General features: G+C 52.8%; 13 protein-coding genes. 9 read left to right on the top strand and 4 right to left on the bottom strand.

All coding sequences use genetic code 11. The annotated features are described in order from the left end of the window. Positions 1-92 precede the first annotated feature (92 nt). A complete protein-coding gene (locus NEA10_RS20860) occupies positions 93-221 on the top strand; it encodes a hypothetical protein (RefSeq protein ID WP_258719038.1) in 129 nt (42 codons plus the stop codon). A gap of 68 nt (positions 222-289) precedes the next feature. On the opposite strand, the gene NEA10_RS08595 is transcribed toward NEA10_RS20860, so the two are convergent. Together NEA10_RS08595 and NEA10_RS08590 are read right to left on the bottom strand one after the other, a co-directional pair. Then, on the bottom strand, positions 290-1,819 hold the full coding sequence (locus NEA10_RS08595; protein ID WP_252664910.1) for an NADH-quinone oxidoreductase subunit M: 1,530 nt from the start codon (positions 1,817-1,819) through the stop codon (positions 290-292). An 82-nt stretch (positions 1,820-1,901) separates the two neighbouring features. After that, on the bottom strand, positions 1,902-3,746 hold the full coding sequence (locus tag NEA10_RS08590; RefSeq protein WP_252664908.1) for an NAD(P)H-quinone oxidoreductase subunit F: 1,845 nt from the start codon (positions 3,744-3,746) through the stop codon (positions 1,902-1,904). Between the two features lie 339 nt (positions 3,747-4,085). Here NEA10_RS08590 and uvrC point away from each other — a divergent pair, with 339 nt between their 5' ends. Then, a complete protein-coding gene (gene uvrC / locus NEA10_RS08585; protein WP_252664907.1) occupies positions 4,086-5,951 on the top strand; it encodes an excinuclease ABC subunit UvrC in 1,866 nt (621 codons plus the stop codon). Between the two features lie 90 nt (positions 5,952-6,041). Here the strand turns inward: uvrC and NEA10_RS08580 are convergent, their stop codons facing one another. After that, positions 6,042-6,422 carry a GxxExxY protein gene (locus NEA10_RS08580; protein ID WP_252664906.1) on the bottom strand — a complete coding sequence of 127 codons (381 nt, stop codon included), beginning with the start codon at positions 6,420-6,422 and terminating at the stop codon, positions 6,042-6,044. 48 nt (positions 6,423-6,470) lie between these two features. Here NEA10_RS08580 and NEA10_RS08575 point away from each other — a divergent pair, with 48 nt between their 5' ends. The 3 genes from NEA10_RS08575 to NEA10_RS08565 are packed head-to-tail and all read left to right on the top strand — an operon-like array spanning position 6,471 to position 9,255. After that, positions 6,471-8,096 carry a cation:proton antiporter gene (locus NEA10_RS08575; protein ID WP_252664904.1) on the top strand — a complete coding sequence of 542 codons (1,626 nt, stop codon included), beginning with the start codon at positions 6,471-6,473 and terminating at the stop codon, positions 8,094-8,096. Positions 8,097-8,156: 60 nt separating this feature from the next. Then, on the top strand, positions 8,157-8,462 hold the full coding sequence (locus NEA10_RS08570) for a DUF3181 family protein (protein ID WP_252664903.1): 306 nt from the start codon (positions 8,157-8,159) through the stop codon (positions 8,460-8,462). A gap of 1 nt (position 8,463) precedes the next feature. Then, a complete protein-coding gene (locus tag NEA10_RS08565) occupies positions 8,464-9,255 on the top strand; it encodes an MOSC domain-containing protein (protein ID WP_252664901.1) in 792 nt (263 codons plus the stop codon). 306 nt (positions 9,256-9,561) lie between these two features. Here the strand turns inward: NEA10_RS08565 and NEA10_RS08560 are convergent, their stop codons facing one another. After that, positions 9,562-10,050 (bottom strand): allophycocyanin subunit alpha-B, encoded by a 489-nt coding sequence (locus NEA10_RS08560; protein ID WP_252664897.1) that lies wholly within the window; start codon positions 10,048-10,050, stop codon positions 9,562-9,564. Positions 10,051-10,187: 137 nt separating this feature from the next. On the opposite strand from NEA10_RS08560, the gene rlmD reads away from it, so the two are divergent. The 4 genes from rlmD to NEA10_RS08540 all read left to right on the top strand — a co-directional run bounded on the left by rlmD (position 10,188) and on the right by NEA10_RS08540 (position 13,836). Next, complete coding sequence (rlmD, locus tag NEA10_RS08555; RefSeq protein WP_252664895.1) at positions 10,188-11,576, top strand: 23S rRNA (uracil(1939)-C(5))-methyltransferase RlmD; 1,389 nt, start codon at positions 10,188-10,190, stop codon at positions 11,574-11,576. A 53-nt stretch (positions 11,577-11,629) separates the two neighbouring features. Beyond that, a complete protein-coding gene (locus NEA10_RS08550) occupies positions 11,630-11,938 on the top strand; it encodes a YkvA family protein (RefSeq protein ID WP_252664894.1) in 309 nt (102 codons plus the stop codon). A gap of 156 nt (positions 11,939-12,094) precedes the next feature. Beyond that, positions 12,095-13,138 (top strand): UDP-3-O-(3-hydroxymyristoyl)glucosamine N-acyltransferase, encoded by a 1,044-nt coding sequence (lpxD, locus tag NEA10_RS08545; RefSeq protein ID WP_252664893.1) that lies wholly within the window; start codon positions 12,095-12,097, stop codon positions 13,136-13,138. Between the two features lie 281 nt (positions 13,139-13,419). Further along, positions 13,420-13,836 carry an AbrB family transcriptional regulator gene (locus NEA10_RS08540; protein ID WP_252664892.1) on the top strand — a complete coding sequence of 139 codons (417 nt, stop codon included), beginning with the start codon at positions 13,420-13,422 and terminating at the stop codon, positions 13,834-13,836. Positions 13,837-13,921: the final 85 nt, after the last annotated feature.

Genomic DNA, 13,921 nt, shown 5'->3' with positions numbered 1-13,921 from the left:
AGAGTCTCAACCCGGTCGAGTTCCCCAATCTTGAACCCGACCTTCTGTATAATGTCTTACCGTGGGCTCCCTCATCCGGGAAAGTCACAGCCGTGGCTCGGATTTGGCGTAAAGTTGGGTTAATCTTGGGTCGGGCTAGTGGTCTGGCTAGTCAATCGCCCCCTCAAGTGACGGTTTGGCTCAAGATTTTCACTCGACCTGATAAACCCCTACAAGATTAGCCCAGGAGGGGATTGCAAGAGGGTAACCACAGAGGCACGGAGGACACTGAGGAAGAGGAGGGGGGAACTTACCTGTGGTTCATTCTGGGTTCATTCTGGGAGAGGACGGTAATGGGTTGGGGGGTTTGGGCGATGAGTTCTGGGGTTGGGGGTAGGGTGGAGGCGATCGCGGTGGCGGTGGGTTGCATCCAGCGGATGAGGGCGTTGGGTTGTAAGCCGAAGTAGAAGAGGGTCACAGTTAGGATCAGGGCCGGGACTCGTTCGGCCCAGGTGAGGCGATCGTAGTAGGCTAAATCATTATCGAGTTTGCCGAAACAGGTGCGGTTGAGCAAAATCACGAAATAGACGGCTGTTAGCCCTGAGGAAAGGATGCAAATGAGGGTGGGAATGGGAAAAATGGGAAAACTGCCCTGGAAGACGATAAACTCGGCGGCAAAGCCCACTAAGCCGGGGATTCCGGCACTGGCCATCCCGGCGGTAATGAGTAAACCACTGACGAGGGGCAGGCCGCGGATGGGATTCATTAAGCCGTTGAGTAGGGAGAGTTCTCGGGTGCCGACTTTGCTTTCTACGATACCGACTAGGTTAAAGAGAAGGGCTAGGATTAAGCCGTGGGCAACCATTTGAGCAACGGCACCGAGAATGCTGAGTTCGGTTCCAGCGGCGGCGGCGACGAGGATATATCCCATATGTCCGATGGAACTGTAGGCCACCATGCGTTTAATGTCCTGTTGGGCGATCGCACTTAAGGACCCATACATGACACTAATCGCCCCAATCACGGCTAATCCCGGTGCAACAACGGACCAGGTTTGGGGGAACATTTGCACGCCGAAGCGGATTAAGCCATAAGTACCCAATTTGGCGAGAATGCCACCGAGGAGAATGGCAATGGGGGGAGAGGCTTCAACGTAAGCGTCGGGAGACCAGGTATGGAGGGGAACTAGGGGAATTTTAATGCCTAATCCTACTAACAAGAGGGTGAGGAGAATCAGTTGCGCCCGTGGGGATAGGTTTTGACTGGCGAGGCTATCGTAATCGAAGTTGAGGCTACCACTGAGGAAGACGACTCCTAAGAAGGCTGCCAGGATTAAGATGCCCGAGAGGGCGGTGTAAAGAAGAAATTTCATGCCGGCGTAGCCCCGCTTTTCGCCTCCCCAAATGGCAATCAGGAGATAAATGGGGATTAACTCGAGTTCAAAGAAGAGGACGAACAACAGCAGGTTCTGTGCTAGGAAGGCTCCAGCGACTCCCGCGTTCACCAGCAGAATCAGGGCGTAGTACAGTCGCGATCGCACAATGTTGGCGGGACTACTATAGATGACAATCCCGGTGAGAAAGGCGTTGAGTGCTAAGAGGGGGGTTGAGAGACCATCGGTTCCCAGGCTATAACTCAAGCCAATGGCATCGGCCCAGGGGAGATATTCGGAAAATTGTAGGCCATGGTTACTCAAATCAAATTGACTTAAGAGCCAAATTGTCCAGATGAAGGCGACCCCAGCGGTTGCGAGGGCTAGGTTGCGGGCAGTGTTTCCTGATTTGACGAAGCTAATCAGTAAGGCTCCGATGAGAGGTATGAGAATGAGGGCGGTGAGCATGGGAAGGGAATAGGGGAGAGAAGGCAGTAGGCAGTAGGCAATAGGGGTTCTGAATTGACCGGAACCCCGTGAATCGCCTGGGTTAGAGGTTGGAGAAGTAGGGTAGGGTGGTCAGCAGGATGAAGATGGCGACGCTGAGGATGATGGAGAAGGCATAGAATTGCGATCGCCCGCTGGTGTTGTATTTGAGACTCTCGCCGCCTAAGACCGTGGCAAAGCCGACAAAGTTCACTGCCCCATCGACGATGTAGCGGTCTAACCAATAGACGGCTTTGGAGATGCGATCGACGGCAAAGATGATGGTTCCTTTGTAGAGTTGGGGGGTGTAGAAGTCGTAGGCGAAGAAATCTTGAACCGCCTTAGAACTGAGTTTGACGGGTTTTTCCCAATTGGAGTTGAGATAGACTAATGAGCCAAACCCGATCCCTGCCAGACTTGACCAGGTCAGTAACAGGGCGATGGGACGATTAACGGTTGCCCAGTCTGGGAGTAAGTGCCATTGGGCTAAGAGTAAGGGCAGATGCAAGGTTACACCGGCGAGGATGGTCATGGGCAGAACCAGTAACCATAAGCCTTCTGGGGAACGACGGGTAAACTCTGTGACGTCTCCGGCAAACATCCGTCCGAAGAGACGAGTCACGCTAAAGGCAACGATGGCGTTGACGGCTAAGACGACGGCGAATAGTCCGGGACGAGTCTCCCAGAGCGCATCGGCGATCTGAACTAAAGACCAAAAGCCGCCAAAGGGGGGTAAGGCGACTAGGGAAAATCCGCCGATGATGAGACAGAGTCCCGAGATAGGGCGACGGGACCAGAGACCGCCGTACTGAGTTAGGTCTTGGGAAATGTTATTGAGAACAATCCCCCCAGTGCTCATAATGACTAGGGACATCGCCAGGGCGTAGGTTAGAAGGAGAACGAGAGCGGCTTGGTTCGCTCCAATGCCAACGGCGATGAAGATAATTCCCAGATAAGCACTGGTGAGATAGGACAGGACCCGTTTCACGTCGATTTGGGCGATGGAAATGAGACTGGTCCCGACGGCGGTGGCTGCCCCAATGGCGAAAACAACGCTGGAGCCGAGGGGAGAGAGGGCGATAAGGGGTTGGACTTTAATCAGAACCCAGGCCCCGGTGGAGACCACGAGGGTGTTCCGTAAAATCGTCGCTGGGTACGGTCCCTCCATGGCTTCGTCCAGCCAGAGATGCAGGGGAAATTGGGCACATTTGGCAATAGGACCGGCGATGAGGGTTAGGGCTAGGAGGGTTGCTACGGTGGGGTCAAGGTTAGCGGTCTCGGCCCAACGGGCAAGTTCGCTGAAGTTCCAGGTTCCTGAAAGGGGCAGGAGGGCGACCACTCCCATCAGGAGAATTAGGTCTCCTACCCGTTTGGTGAGGAAGGCATCTCGGGCCCCGGTCACGACGAGGGATTGGTTATACCAGATGCCGACGATGAGATAGGTTCCCAGGGTTAGGATTTCTAGAATGACATAGCTGAAAAAGAGGGAGTTGCAAAGCACTAACAGGCACATCCCTGCTTCAAACAGGCCCAGGAGAGAGTAGACTCTGGCCCAGCCCCAGTCCATTTCTAGGTAGGCGATCGCATAGATTTGAACGAGGAAATTCAAGCCGGCAATGAGAACACAAGCCCCTAGGGCTAGGGTAGAGATTTCTAAATCAAGGTTAATCACTAAGCCGGGAGCGTTCAGCCATTGGAAGGAAAGGGCATAGGGGGGCTGGTTCCAGGTGTCAATCAGGGCAATTAGACTATGTAGAAATGCTGTGAAGGTCATCAAGGCATTGATGTATCCGGCAGGACGCGGTCCTGTACGGCGGATGAATCCCGGAGACCAAGGGAGGGCAAGCCCCGCGCCAATGAGGGCATAACAGGGAATGAGCCAGACGGTCTGGCTGAGAAAATCGAGCATAAGAACAAGACCTCAGGGTTTGGGGCTAGGAATCCCACCTCTCGGGGGGCAAAGGGATGACATTTTAGAAAAATTTAATGGTTTTATCATAGGCAAAATTCAATGGTTTGTCTATTTACATAGAGAGAAACAAATGATGTTTTGTATAAGATACACTTATGTATATGAACAGAGCATCCTGCTAGGGCCGGATTCAGAATCGTCGTGAGGAGATAAGACCGGAGTTGAGGGATAATAGGGGGACAGGTTCGAGTTTGACTGGGGAATGGGGAGCTAGAATCGCTTTTTTTTGATAAGTTATTGTTATGTTTTGCGCCGGAATGGCTTTGCTCTAACGCCGTGACTCTAAATCATGACCTACATCCTCTCTTAGATAGTCCTGAGCGCCTCGAACATCGTCTGAAAGAGATTCCCCCAGAACCGGGAGTCTATCTAATGCGGGATGGGGGCGATCGCATCCTCTATATCGGCAAATCCAAACGCCTCCGCAGCCGTGTCCGCTCCTACTTTCGCCAATCCCAACCCCTGAGCGATCGCATTGCTTTGATGGTGCGCCAAGTCTGTGACATCGAGTTTATCGTCACCGACAGCGAGGCAGAAGCCTTAGCCCTCGAAGCCAACCTCATCAAACAACATCAACCCCAATTCAACGTCCTCCTCAAAGACGATAAAAAATATCCCTATCTCTGCATCACCTGGTCCGAAGACTATCCCCGTATCTTCATCACCCGCAAACGACGTATCGCCAACCCCAAAGACCGCTACTACGGCCCCTACGTCGATACCCGTCAACTCCGCAGTACCCTCAACCTCGTCAAACGCATCTTCCCCCTCCGTCAACGACCCAAACCCCTCTTCAAAGACCGTCCCTGTCTCAATTACGACATCGGCCGCTGTCCCGGCGTCTGCCAAGAACTCATTACTCCCGAGGCCTATCATCAAATCATTGAGAAAGTGGCCATGGTCTTTCAGGGACGTATCGGCGAACTTGAAAGCCTCCTCACCCAGCAGATGCAAACCGCCGCCGCGCAACTGGAGTTTGAGAAAGCCGCCGAACTGCGCGATCGCCTGCACGGCCTGCAATCCCTCGGCGTTGACCAAAAAGTGGCTCTCCCCGACGATCGCATTTCCCGAGATGCGATCGCCCTACGCCTCGGAGAACGCCACGCCTGTATCCAACTGTTCCAAATCCGGGCCGGAAAACTCATCGGCCGCCTCGGCTTCATCGCCAACAGCGATGACCCCGGTTCCATCCTGCAACGAGTTCTCGAAGACCATTATCGCCGCCTCGACCCCATCGAAATCCCCAGCACCATCCTCCTACAACATCCCCTCCCCGACGCCGAATTTCTAGAAACCTGGCTCAGCCAAATCCGAGGTCGCAAAGTCACCTTAGAAGTTCCCCAACGACAACACAAAGCCGAACTCATCGCTATGGTGGAACGCAACGCCGCGTATGAACTGGCCCGACTCGAACGGGGCGATCGCCGCAACCAGGAAGCCCTAAACGACTTAGCCCAACTTCTCGGACAGACGACCCCACCCCGTCGCCTAGAATGTTACGACATCTCCCATAGCCAAGGGGCCAACGCCGTAGCCTCCCGAGTCGTCTTTCTCGATGGCCATCCCGCCAAACAAGAGTATCGCCATTACAAAATCCGCAACCCCGACGTTCGCAGCGGCCATTCCGACGATTTCGCCAGTTTAGCCGAAGTCTTACAACGGCGCTTCCGTGACTATGACTCCCCCCAAACCCTCATCGAGTCCCCCGATTACCCGGACTTAGTGGTGATTGACGGCGGGAAAGGTCAACTCTCCGCCGTGATGAAAATCCTCCAAGAGATGGGACTGGATCAGGTTTTGCAGGTTGTCAGTTTAGCCAAACAACGGGAAGAGATTTTCATCCCAGGCTGCTCTGAGCCATTAGACAGCCATCCCGAACAACCGGGGGTGCAACTGTTGCGACGATTACGGGATGAGTCCCACCGCTTTGCGATTAGTTTCCATCGTCAGCAGCGGACGAAACGGATGCGGCGATCGCGCCTCGATGAGATTCCCGGTTTGGGGTTTCAGCGTCAGCAGCAATTACTGGCTCATTTTCATTCCCTTGATTACATCATGCAGGCGTCCCCGGAACAGTTAGCGGAAGTTCCGGGAATTGGTAAACGATTAGCGGCTGAGATTTATGGCTATTTCCGGGGGTGAGGGGGGGAGGGGGAACCACGGAGTCACAGAGGACACGGAGGAGGGGGAGGAGGGAGAGGGGAGAGGAGAGAGGGGAGAGAGGGGAGGGGATTAGTAGCCGTTTACGACTCTTTGGATGCCTTGTTTGAGAAGAGGGACATTGAAGTTGATGAGGAGTCCGAATCGGAGTTGGCGCAATTTGAGGTAAGTTAGGATTTGAGCTTTGTGAATTGGGAGAAGTTCAGGGACGGCCTTGAGTTCGACAATCAGTTGCTCCTCGACCAATAAATCTAAACGGTATCCGCATGAGATTTCTACACCTTTGTAGAAAACGGGTTGTTCGACTTGTCGCTGAACCTGAAGTCCCTGTCCCCGCAATTCGTATGCCAAGCAATGTTCATAGGTAGATTCGAGCAATCCAGGTCCCAACTCCCGATGTACAATAATGGCCGCACCAATCACACTTCCCGAAAGGTCTCGCAACTCCTTCATCTCTCTGTGTCCTCTGTGACTCCGTGGTTCCCCTCACTCTCATTCTAAATGCTCCCTAGCACGCTCTGGATTCTCTTGATGGGCTTCTTCGGCGGACAATTCGCCCGTCGTCTCGGCGCTCCTCCCCTGCTGGGTATGATCCTGATTGGGATTCTCACTGGCCCCCAAATCGGTAATGTCCTCAGTGGCGATGTCCTCGATGCTGCCGACGGACTGCGGACAATGGCCGTGACAATTATCCTCATGAAAGCCGGACTGGGACTCGATCGCCAAAAGTTAGAGCGTCAGGGGTCTGTGGCCCTACGGCTTGGGGTTCTGCCGGCCCTCTGTGAAATGCTGGTCGTGGGAGGGTTTGCTCTCTTCTTGTTTGATTTTGATACCCCCACCGCTCTGATTCTTGGCTGCATTCTGGCGGCTGAATCTCCAGCGGTGATTGTTCCGGGAATGTTGCGCCTGAAAAGTCTCGGTTGGGGGGTTGAGAAAGGGATTGCTGATGCGATTCTCACGGGAAGCGCCCTCTCGGATGTTCTGTTACTACTTGTATTTAGCTTGCTCCTAGGCTTTGTCACTCAAGAGGGAGGCGGTTTAACGTTAGGGGATATTACCATCTCCCCCTTACAACTGTTGCCCCTGGAAATTTTCTTGAGAATTGTCCTGGGTCTCGTGGCTGGCTATCTCACGGCGCGTTTATTGGTGTCCTTATCGGTCAAACAGAACTGGACGCAAAAATCGGTTCAGGACATCCTGATTGGGGCAGGAATCGCCCTCTTCTTAACGATTTTTGAGGAGGTGCTGCCGGTTTACTCGGGCTATCTGGCGGTGATGGCTTTGGGCTTTTTCTTGGTGCAGTTGGATGCCCCTCTGGGACGACGATTGCGGGGAGGCTTTGATGCCTTATGGACGGTGGCGGAGATTTTTCTGTTTGTGCTGCTGGGGGCAACCTTGGAATTACAGGTGCTAGGAGCGGTTCTGCTGCCGGGGTTGGCTCTGCTGGGGGCAGGATTACTCCTAGGGCGAGGCTTGGGTTGGTATCTCTCAACCTTAGGCAGTGATTGGACTTGGAGCGAACGTCTGTTCTTGCTTCCAGGAAATATGGCTAAGGCAACCGTCCAAGCAGCGATTGGGGCGATTCCTCTGGCTCAAGGATTGGATGGGGGTCAGGAAATTCTGGCGTTGGCGGTGTTGTCGATTTTGGTGACGGCGCCTCTGGGGGCCTGGAGTACTCAATATTTTGCGCCCCGCTTGCTGGAGAAGGGCGTGGTGGATCCGACTCAGGTGGGTGCGGTGGGACAGTTGCGGCTGTTGGCGGCGGTGGATGCGTCCTCGATGGCGGATCAGGTGTTGACGAAGGCGGCGGATTTAGCCCGTCGCAGTGATGGGGAGGTGCTGGTTCTCCATGTGAGCGATCGCCCGGATCTCGAAGAACTCGATGACCTCCAGGAGTGGATTCGCCGTCGCTTGGTGGATATTCGTCATGAGGTCTTAATCTGTCCGGGGGTGATTCCCGAAACCATTGTCGAGGTGGCACAAGCGCGGTCTGTATCGGATATTATCATTGGCCAACCTCAACATCGTCCCTGGGATAATCTCCTCAAGGACTCGATTAGCCAGACGGTTTTAGAAACCAGTCCGATTCCTGTGATTTTGGCTAAGCCTCAAGAATCCATGGTTTGATGGCGGGTTCATGTCTTATCATCGAGTTAACACCGTTCCATTCCATATAAAGACAAGCCGATGACTGCCAGCACTCGTGAGATTGAAAAGCTTGCGGCGGAGATTGCCGACAAGATTTATCTGGATGTTGCTAAATGGCATCTCTATCTGGGGGATGCTCATCTCCATATTCCCTTAGCTGAACGGTTTTATCCTCTCTTGGAAGCGGACAGCCTCACGGAAGCGGCTTTGGAATCGGTGTTGCAAGAGATTTCCGTTCCTGTGGGTGGGGGACGGCGAGAGTTGCCCTTACGGGATTTACTGCCTCGGGCGGGACAACAGGATTTAATGGAGTTGTTGGAAATTTATCAGAAGGACAATCTCTAACATGGCCCGGATTGAGGTTAAGACGATTTTTAAGCATCCTGTTAAGGGATTTACGCCCCAAGTTTGTGAGGGTGTGGAGTTACGACAGGATTTTGGCATGGTGGGCGATCGCGCTTTTGCGTTTATGTTCACGGATACGGGCAACCCCCAACCTCAAACCCCCTGGCTTCCTAAACAATACTTGGCAGTGCAAAATGATTGGGCCGGTTTGGCGAAGTTACGCTGTTCCTATCATCCCCAGCGTCAAGAACTGGAACTAAGTCTCGGTGAGACTCTGGGGATTGTAGAGTCGGTTACGACCCAGGAGGGACGCGATCGCCTCAGCCAGTTTGTGACTGATTATCTACAAACTCTAACTCCAAGCTCCACGGCTCGACATCCTCAAGCGACACCGGTGCGTTTGATTGGTACGGCGACGGGAGACACCCGCTATCCTGACCGCGACCGTGGACAGATTTCTTTGCTTTCCCAGGGAACTCTTGATGAGATTGCGGCCAAGGTGGGACAGTCTCAGATTGATGCTCGTCGCTTTCGTCCTAATTTTGTGGTGGATGGCCTTGCCCCTTGGGGTGAGTTTGATTGGGCCGGCCGCCATTTGCAACTGGGAACGGCTACGATTGAGGTTCTTACTCCCATTGGACGTTGCTTGAATATCGATGTTAATCCTGACACGGGCGATCGCGATCTGTCTTTACTCTCCCAACTTCCCATTCACTTCGGCCATGCTCAAACCGGGGTGATTGCCAGGATTGTTGAGGGGGGATGTGTTCAATGCGGTGATACTCTCCTCTGAACAGAGTTCTCAGGGACCACTTTTGATACAAATCTTCATTAAAAATAATTCTTTGCAACTTAGATGTTTGAGTTCTCGCTTTGCTAAAGAACCCCCTCCCGCCTTACCTGATTCGCCGTCGCCGACGGCATTTATTCGGTTGGTTGGTCTGATTGAGACCTGTCTCCATTATACCCGTTAGTCGGGGATAATGCAAAAAAATTGCAGGAGAAAACATCCGGCTAGTAGAGTCGTCTTAGCAAGAGCCGAGCCAACTAGCCGAAATCGGGAACCGGTCGAATTGAGGCCGGAGAGAGGACGCCGTAGCTAATTTGACATCGATTGAATGATGTAATCGAAGTAGGGGGCGGCCTCTTCGGCATCTTCGTTGCTCAGCAGAGCGATGGAGGCTTCCTTGAGGCAAACCATGGCTTCCACCATTCCGGGCATGGGGACGCCGAGGGCATTGTACATTTCCCGAGCGCCGATAATGCCAATGGTTTCGATGGGTTCTTTGCTGCCCGCGAGCACCCCATAGGTGACGAGACGCAGATACCAGCCATAGTCGCGGATACATTGACTGCGTTCCCGTTGCCCGAAGGCATTGCCACCGGGGGCGATGAAGTCAGGACGGCGCTTCCACAGCTCCTGGGAGGCCTTATCAACGATTTTCTTCTCATTGTCGGCCAGGGTTTCGACGATGCGCAGCCGCTGTTCGCCGGTTTGGAAGAAGTCTTGGATTCCTCGGAGTTCGCCACTGCTGGGATAGCGTAACTCGTCGTCGGACTTTAGAATGACTTGACTAACAACACTCATGATTTTATTGAAATCGTTGGATACTATAGTGAACTGGCTCTGAATCGGAGTCAGCATAAGACTCACTTATTATATCGAACGGCGGTTCAGCGCCAAATCACCCTTGGTGGAATTTCCCCCATCCCCCTTTTTTTACTATGGAACAAGGACAAGTTATCGAAGTTGAGATTACTGATCTAGCCGATGCTGGCGATGGTGTTGGCAAATGGGACGATCGCGTGGTGTTCGTCCCGGATACCGCCATCGGCGATCGCGCTCAGGTGCGTCTGGTGCAGGTGAAACGCAATTACGCTCGGGGCAAACTTCAGCAGTTGTCCCATCCCTCGCCAACACGGCAGCGGCCACCCTGTATTGTGGCGGATAAGTGTGGGGGCTGTCAGTGGCAACATATCGAGCATTCGGCTCAGTTAGCGGCCAAACAAAATCAGGTTATTCAGGCCCTGGTGCGGATTGGGGGGTTTGCCAATCCTCCCGTGGCGGCGGTGCAAACGAGCGGTGAGAAGTTAGGCTATCGCAACAAAGCCACCTATCCGGTGCAAGTCTCCCCCAATGGGGATATCCGAGCTGGGTATTATCAGAAGGGGTCTCATAAACTGGTTAACCTGAATCAATGTCCGGTTCAAGATGAGCGTCTCAATCCCTTTCTGGCCCAGATTAAACGGGATATCGGGGCCCAGGGTTGGACGATTTATAATGAACGGCAGCATCAGGGGGAAATTCGTCACCTGGGGGTGCGGGTGGGACGGCGAACGGGTCAAGTTTTGTTAACGTTAGTGGCCAAATCCGGAAAACTGCCCCAACTTGAGGCGCAAGCACACCGATGGTTAGAGAACTTTGACAATTTAGTGGGGGTTTGTCTGAACATCAACGGCGATCGCACCAATGCCATTTTCGGTCAATCGACCCGAACCTTAGCCGGTCAATCCTTTCTCCAGGAAGAGTTTGCTGGGTTACAATTTCGCTTGCGATCGGATACCTTCTTCCAAGTTAATACGGAGGCGGCCGAGTTGATTTGGCAGGCGATCGCCCAAGAATTGAATCTCCAGGGCCATGAGACGGTCTTAGATACCTACTGTGGAATTGGCACCTTTTCCTTACCCCTGGCCCAACAAGTGCGGCAGGTTTGGGGGTTGGAAGTTCACGCTGGTTCGGTGGCCCAGGCCCGGGAAAATGCCCAACTCAATCAAATTGAGAATGTGGAGTTTTACACTGGGGATGTGGGGCAACTCTTGGCTGAAAACTCGCCACTCTGGCAGGAGCATCCTCAAGAAAAACCTGATATTGTAGTGATTGATCCACCGCGTCAAGGCTGTCAGCCCCCCGTCTTAGAGGCGTTGATTGACCGGGGGTGCGATCGCCTCGTCTATATCAGTTGTAAACCCAGTACCCTGGCCCGAGATCTCAAGCACCTCTGTGCCGGTGGCTATGACCTGAGGCAGGTTCAACCCATTGATTTATTTCCCCAAACCGCTCATATTGAAGCCATTGCCTTTTTGACTCGCAATAACCGAACCTGCCAATCCTAGGGCCTTATGAGACAATTAAGCTGTCCCCCCACCCATCGGCTAAGGACCCCTCTATGAATCCTGTTTTCAGAAACCTCGCTACCTGGTATCGTGCTATATTACGCAACCCCAAATATCGGGGCTGGGTTATTCTCGGAACCCTGCTTTATCTGATCAGTCCCTTGGACATTTCCCCGGATGTCCTCCCTATTTTGGGACAAGTTGACGATGTGGCGATTCTGGTCTTACTGATGTCAGAAGTCTGGCAGATGGTTCAAGAGAGATTCTCCATCTCAGAGGAGATGAGCGGTCAGACGGCCGCCACCGTTCAGTCCGCTGAGGAAGAGGAAACCGTCGATGTGGATGCTGTCTCCGTTGAGTAACATCTTCGTGACCTGGACTCTGGGAATATAGGAGATTTATTGTCCTGTCTCTTCCAGGTTGTCCTACGTGGTTTCATCCTACCCTTTACGGCATAATGCCTTGTCAAGACGCGGGCGATCGCGTCTTTAATCGTTGGCCTAGCTCAGCAATATCTTATGAAATTCTCTGAACTTGTCGCACAGTTGGCTGAGGCCGGGGTGATTGGGAGCTTTAGTGCTGATGCAGATCTTAATATTCATCAGGTTGCGGCCATTGAAGAAGCTGAGGTGGGGTGTCTCTCCTTTATTGAAGGAGAGGGGTATGTCCGTTACTTACAAACGACCCAGGCCAGTGCCGTCATCCTACCGAACGACGAGGTCTTACAACAGCAAGCTCAAGAACGGGGCATTGCTTGGATTAGTGCCACCTCCCCCAAGGCCCTATTCACCGATGCCATTTCCCTGTTTTACCAACCCTACCGTCCGGCCCCAGGATGTCATCCCACCGCCATTATTCATGAATCGGCGACATTAGGAGCGAATGTCTCTGTTGGGGCTCATGCTGTGATTGATGCTCATGTAACCATCGGAGATGATGTTTGTATTGCTGCCAACGTCGTCTTGTATCCGGGAGTGGTCATCGGCGATCGCAGCTATCTCCATGCCAACTGTACGATTCACGAACGAACTCAAATTGGCGTTGACTGCATCATTCAAAGTGGAGTGGTCTTAGGAGCAGAAGGCTTTGGCTTTGTCCCGAGTGCCAGCGGCTTAAAACGGATGGAACAATCCGGGTGCGTCGTCCTTGAGGCTGGCGTGGAAATTGGTTGTAACTCTACCGTCGACCGTCCTGCTGTGGGAGAAACTCGTATTGGAGCCAACAGTAAGATTGATAACTTAGTGCAAATTGGTCATGGCTGTCGCATCGGTAAAAACTGCGCGATTTGTGCCCAAGTTGGCTTAGCGGGAGGTGTAACCCTGGGGGATGGTGTGACATTAGCCGGACAAGTTGGTGTCGCTAACCGGGCTAAAATTGGCGCTGGTGCTACAGCTTCCGCGAAAACAGGCATTCATCGGGATGTCAAAGCCGGTGCTCTCGTCTCAGGATTTCCGGCCATTGATAATGCACTCTGGCGACGGAGTGCTGCCTTATACAAACGCTTGCCGGAACTGTATCAAAGCCTGCGGCAAATTCAACAGCAGCTCAACCGGGATTCGTGATCTGCTTTGATCTCCGTTGAGTTACAGGGGTGAGACAGGCATTTGTGACAAAATTTCTGTATCTTCAGGGGGAAGGATAGCGCTCCTTTACCAAACCGACAAGAGCCAGATCCTCGGCTACCCACCCTCAAGCCCCCCCAATTGTCCGACTTTGATAACCGATTTCAGGAGGATGATCCAATAAATTGTTAAAATTAAGGCAAGATTTTTCTGGAACCAGCAAATTCGCGGTAACTTTTGATTTAATATAACTAGAGTCTAAATGGAGAATTGCCCAGACAATGACTGAAACACTTTCGGAAAAACCCACGCCGCTGACGGGGAAGGCGTTACTAACAAAAGTCAAAGAACTGTCCCACTTACCTCGGCGAGAAACCGCGAAGCGTTGCGGCTACTACAACATCACTAAGAATCAGCAAACCCGTGTCAATCTGACGGATTTCTATGATGCGGTGTTGGCCGCCAAAGGGATTCCCCTTGATCCGGACGGCGCTAAGGATGGACGTGGTCGCGAACCGACTTACAAAGTGAGCGTTCACAAGAATGGACAAATCGTCATTGGGTCCACCTATACCAATGCCATGGGGTTAAAACCCGGCGATGAGTTTGAAATTAAGTTGGGTTACAAACACATTCACTTAATTCAGATGGATCGCGCTGAGGGTGACGAAAACGGTGCCAGTGGCGACGACGAGTAAGCTCGTCATGGGGAAGATGGGGGATGTTGAGTCTTGAGGGTTGATAGAATGTCAGTCTATCTGCACTCGCCTGACGTCCCCTGAA

Origin of the sequence: Phormidium yuhuli AB48 (assembly GCF_023983615.1) — a bacterium.
Classification (GTDB): domain Bacteria; phylum Cyanobacteriota; class Cyanobacteriia; order Cyanobacteriales; family Geitlerinemataceae; genus Sodalinema; species Sodalinema yuhuli.
The sequence above is the reverse complement of the archived record's forward strand: the minus strand, read 5'-3'. Positions and strand labels throughout refer to the sequence as shown.

Bases quoted from the DNA above. Each gene is read 5' to 3' on its own strand.
- NEA10_RS08595 (WP_252664910.1), bottom strand. From the start codon at position 1,819: ATGCTCACCGCCCTCATTCTCATACCTCTCATCGGAGCCTTACTGATT.
- NEA10_RS08590 (WP_252664908.1), bottom strand. From the start codon at position 3,746: ATGCTCGATTTTCTCAGCCAGACCGTCTGGCTCATTCCCTGTTATGCC.
- NEA10_RS08580 (WP_252664906.1), bottom strand. From the start codon at position 6,422: ATGAAGGAGTTGCGAGACCTTTCGGGAAGTGTGATTGGTGCGGCCATT.
- NEA10_RS08575 (WP_252664904.1), top strand. From the start codon at position 6,471: ATGCTCCCTAGCACGCTCTGGATTCTCTTGATGGGCTTCTTCGGCGGA.
- NEA10_RS08570 (WP_252664903.1), top strand. From the start codon at position 8,157: ATGACTGCCAGCACTCGTGAGATTGAAAAGCTTGCGGCGGAGATTGCC.
- NEA10_RS08565 (WP_252664901.1), top strand. From the start codon at position 8,464: ATGGCCCGGATTGAGGTTAAGACGATTTTTAAGCATCCTGTTAAGGGA.
- NEA10_RS08560 (WP_252664897.1), bottom strand. From the start codon at position 10,050: ATGAGTGTTGTTAGTCAAGTCATTCTAAAGTCCGACGACGAGTTACGC.
- rlmD (WP_252664895.1), top strand. From the start codon at position 10,188: ATGGAACAAGGACAAGTTATCGAAGTTGAGATTACTGATCTAGCCGAT.
- NEA10_RS08550 (WP_252664894.1), top strand. From the start codon at position 11,630: ATGAATCCTGTTTTCAGAAACCTCGCTACCTGGTATCGTGCTATATTA.
- lpxD (WP_252664893.1), top strand. From the start codon at position 12,095: ATGAAATTCTCTGAACTTGTCGCACAGTTGGCTGAGGCCGGGGTGATT.
- NEA10_RS08540 (WP_252664892.1), top strand. From the start codon at position 13,420: ATGACTGAAACACTTTCGGAAAAACCCACGCCGCTGACGGGGAAGGCG.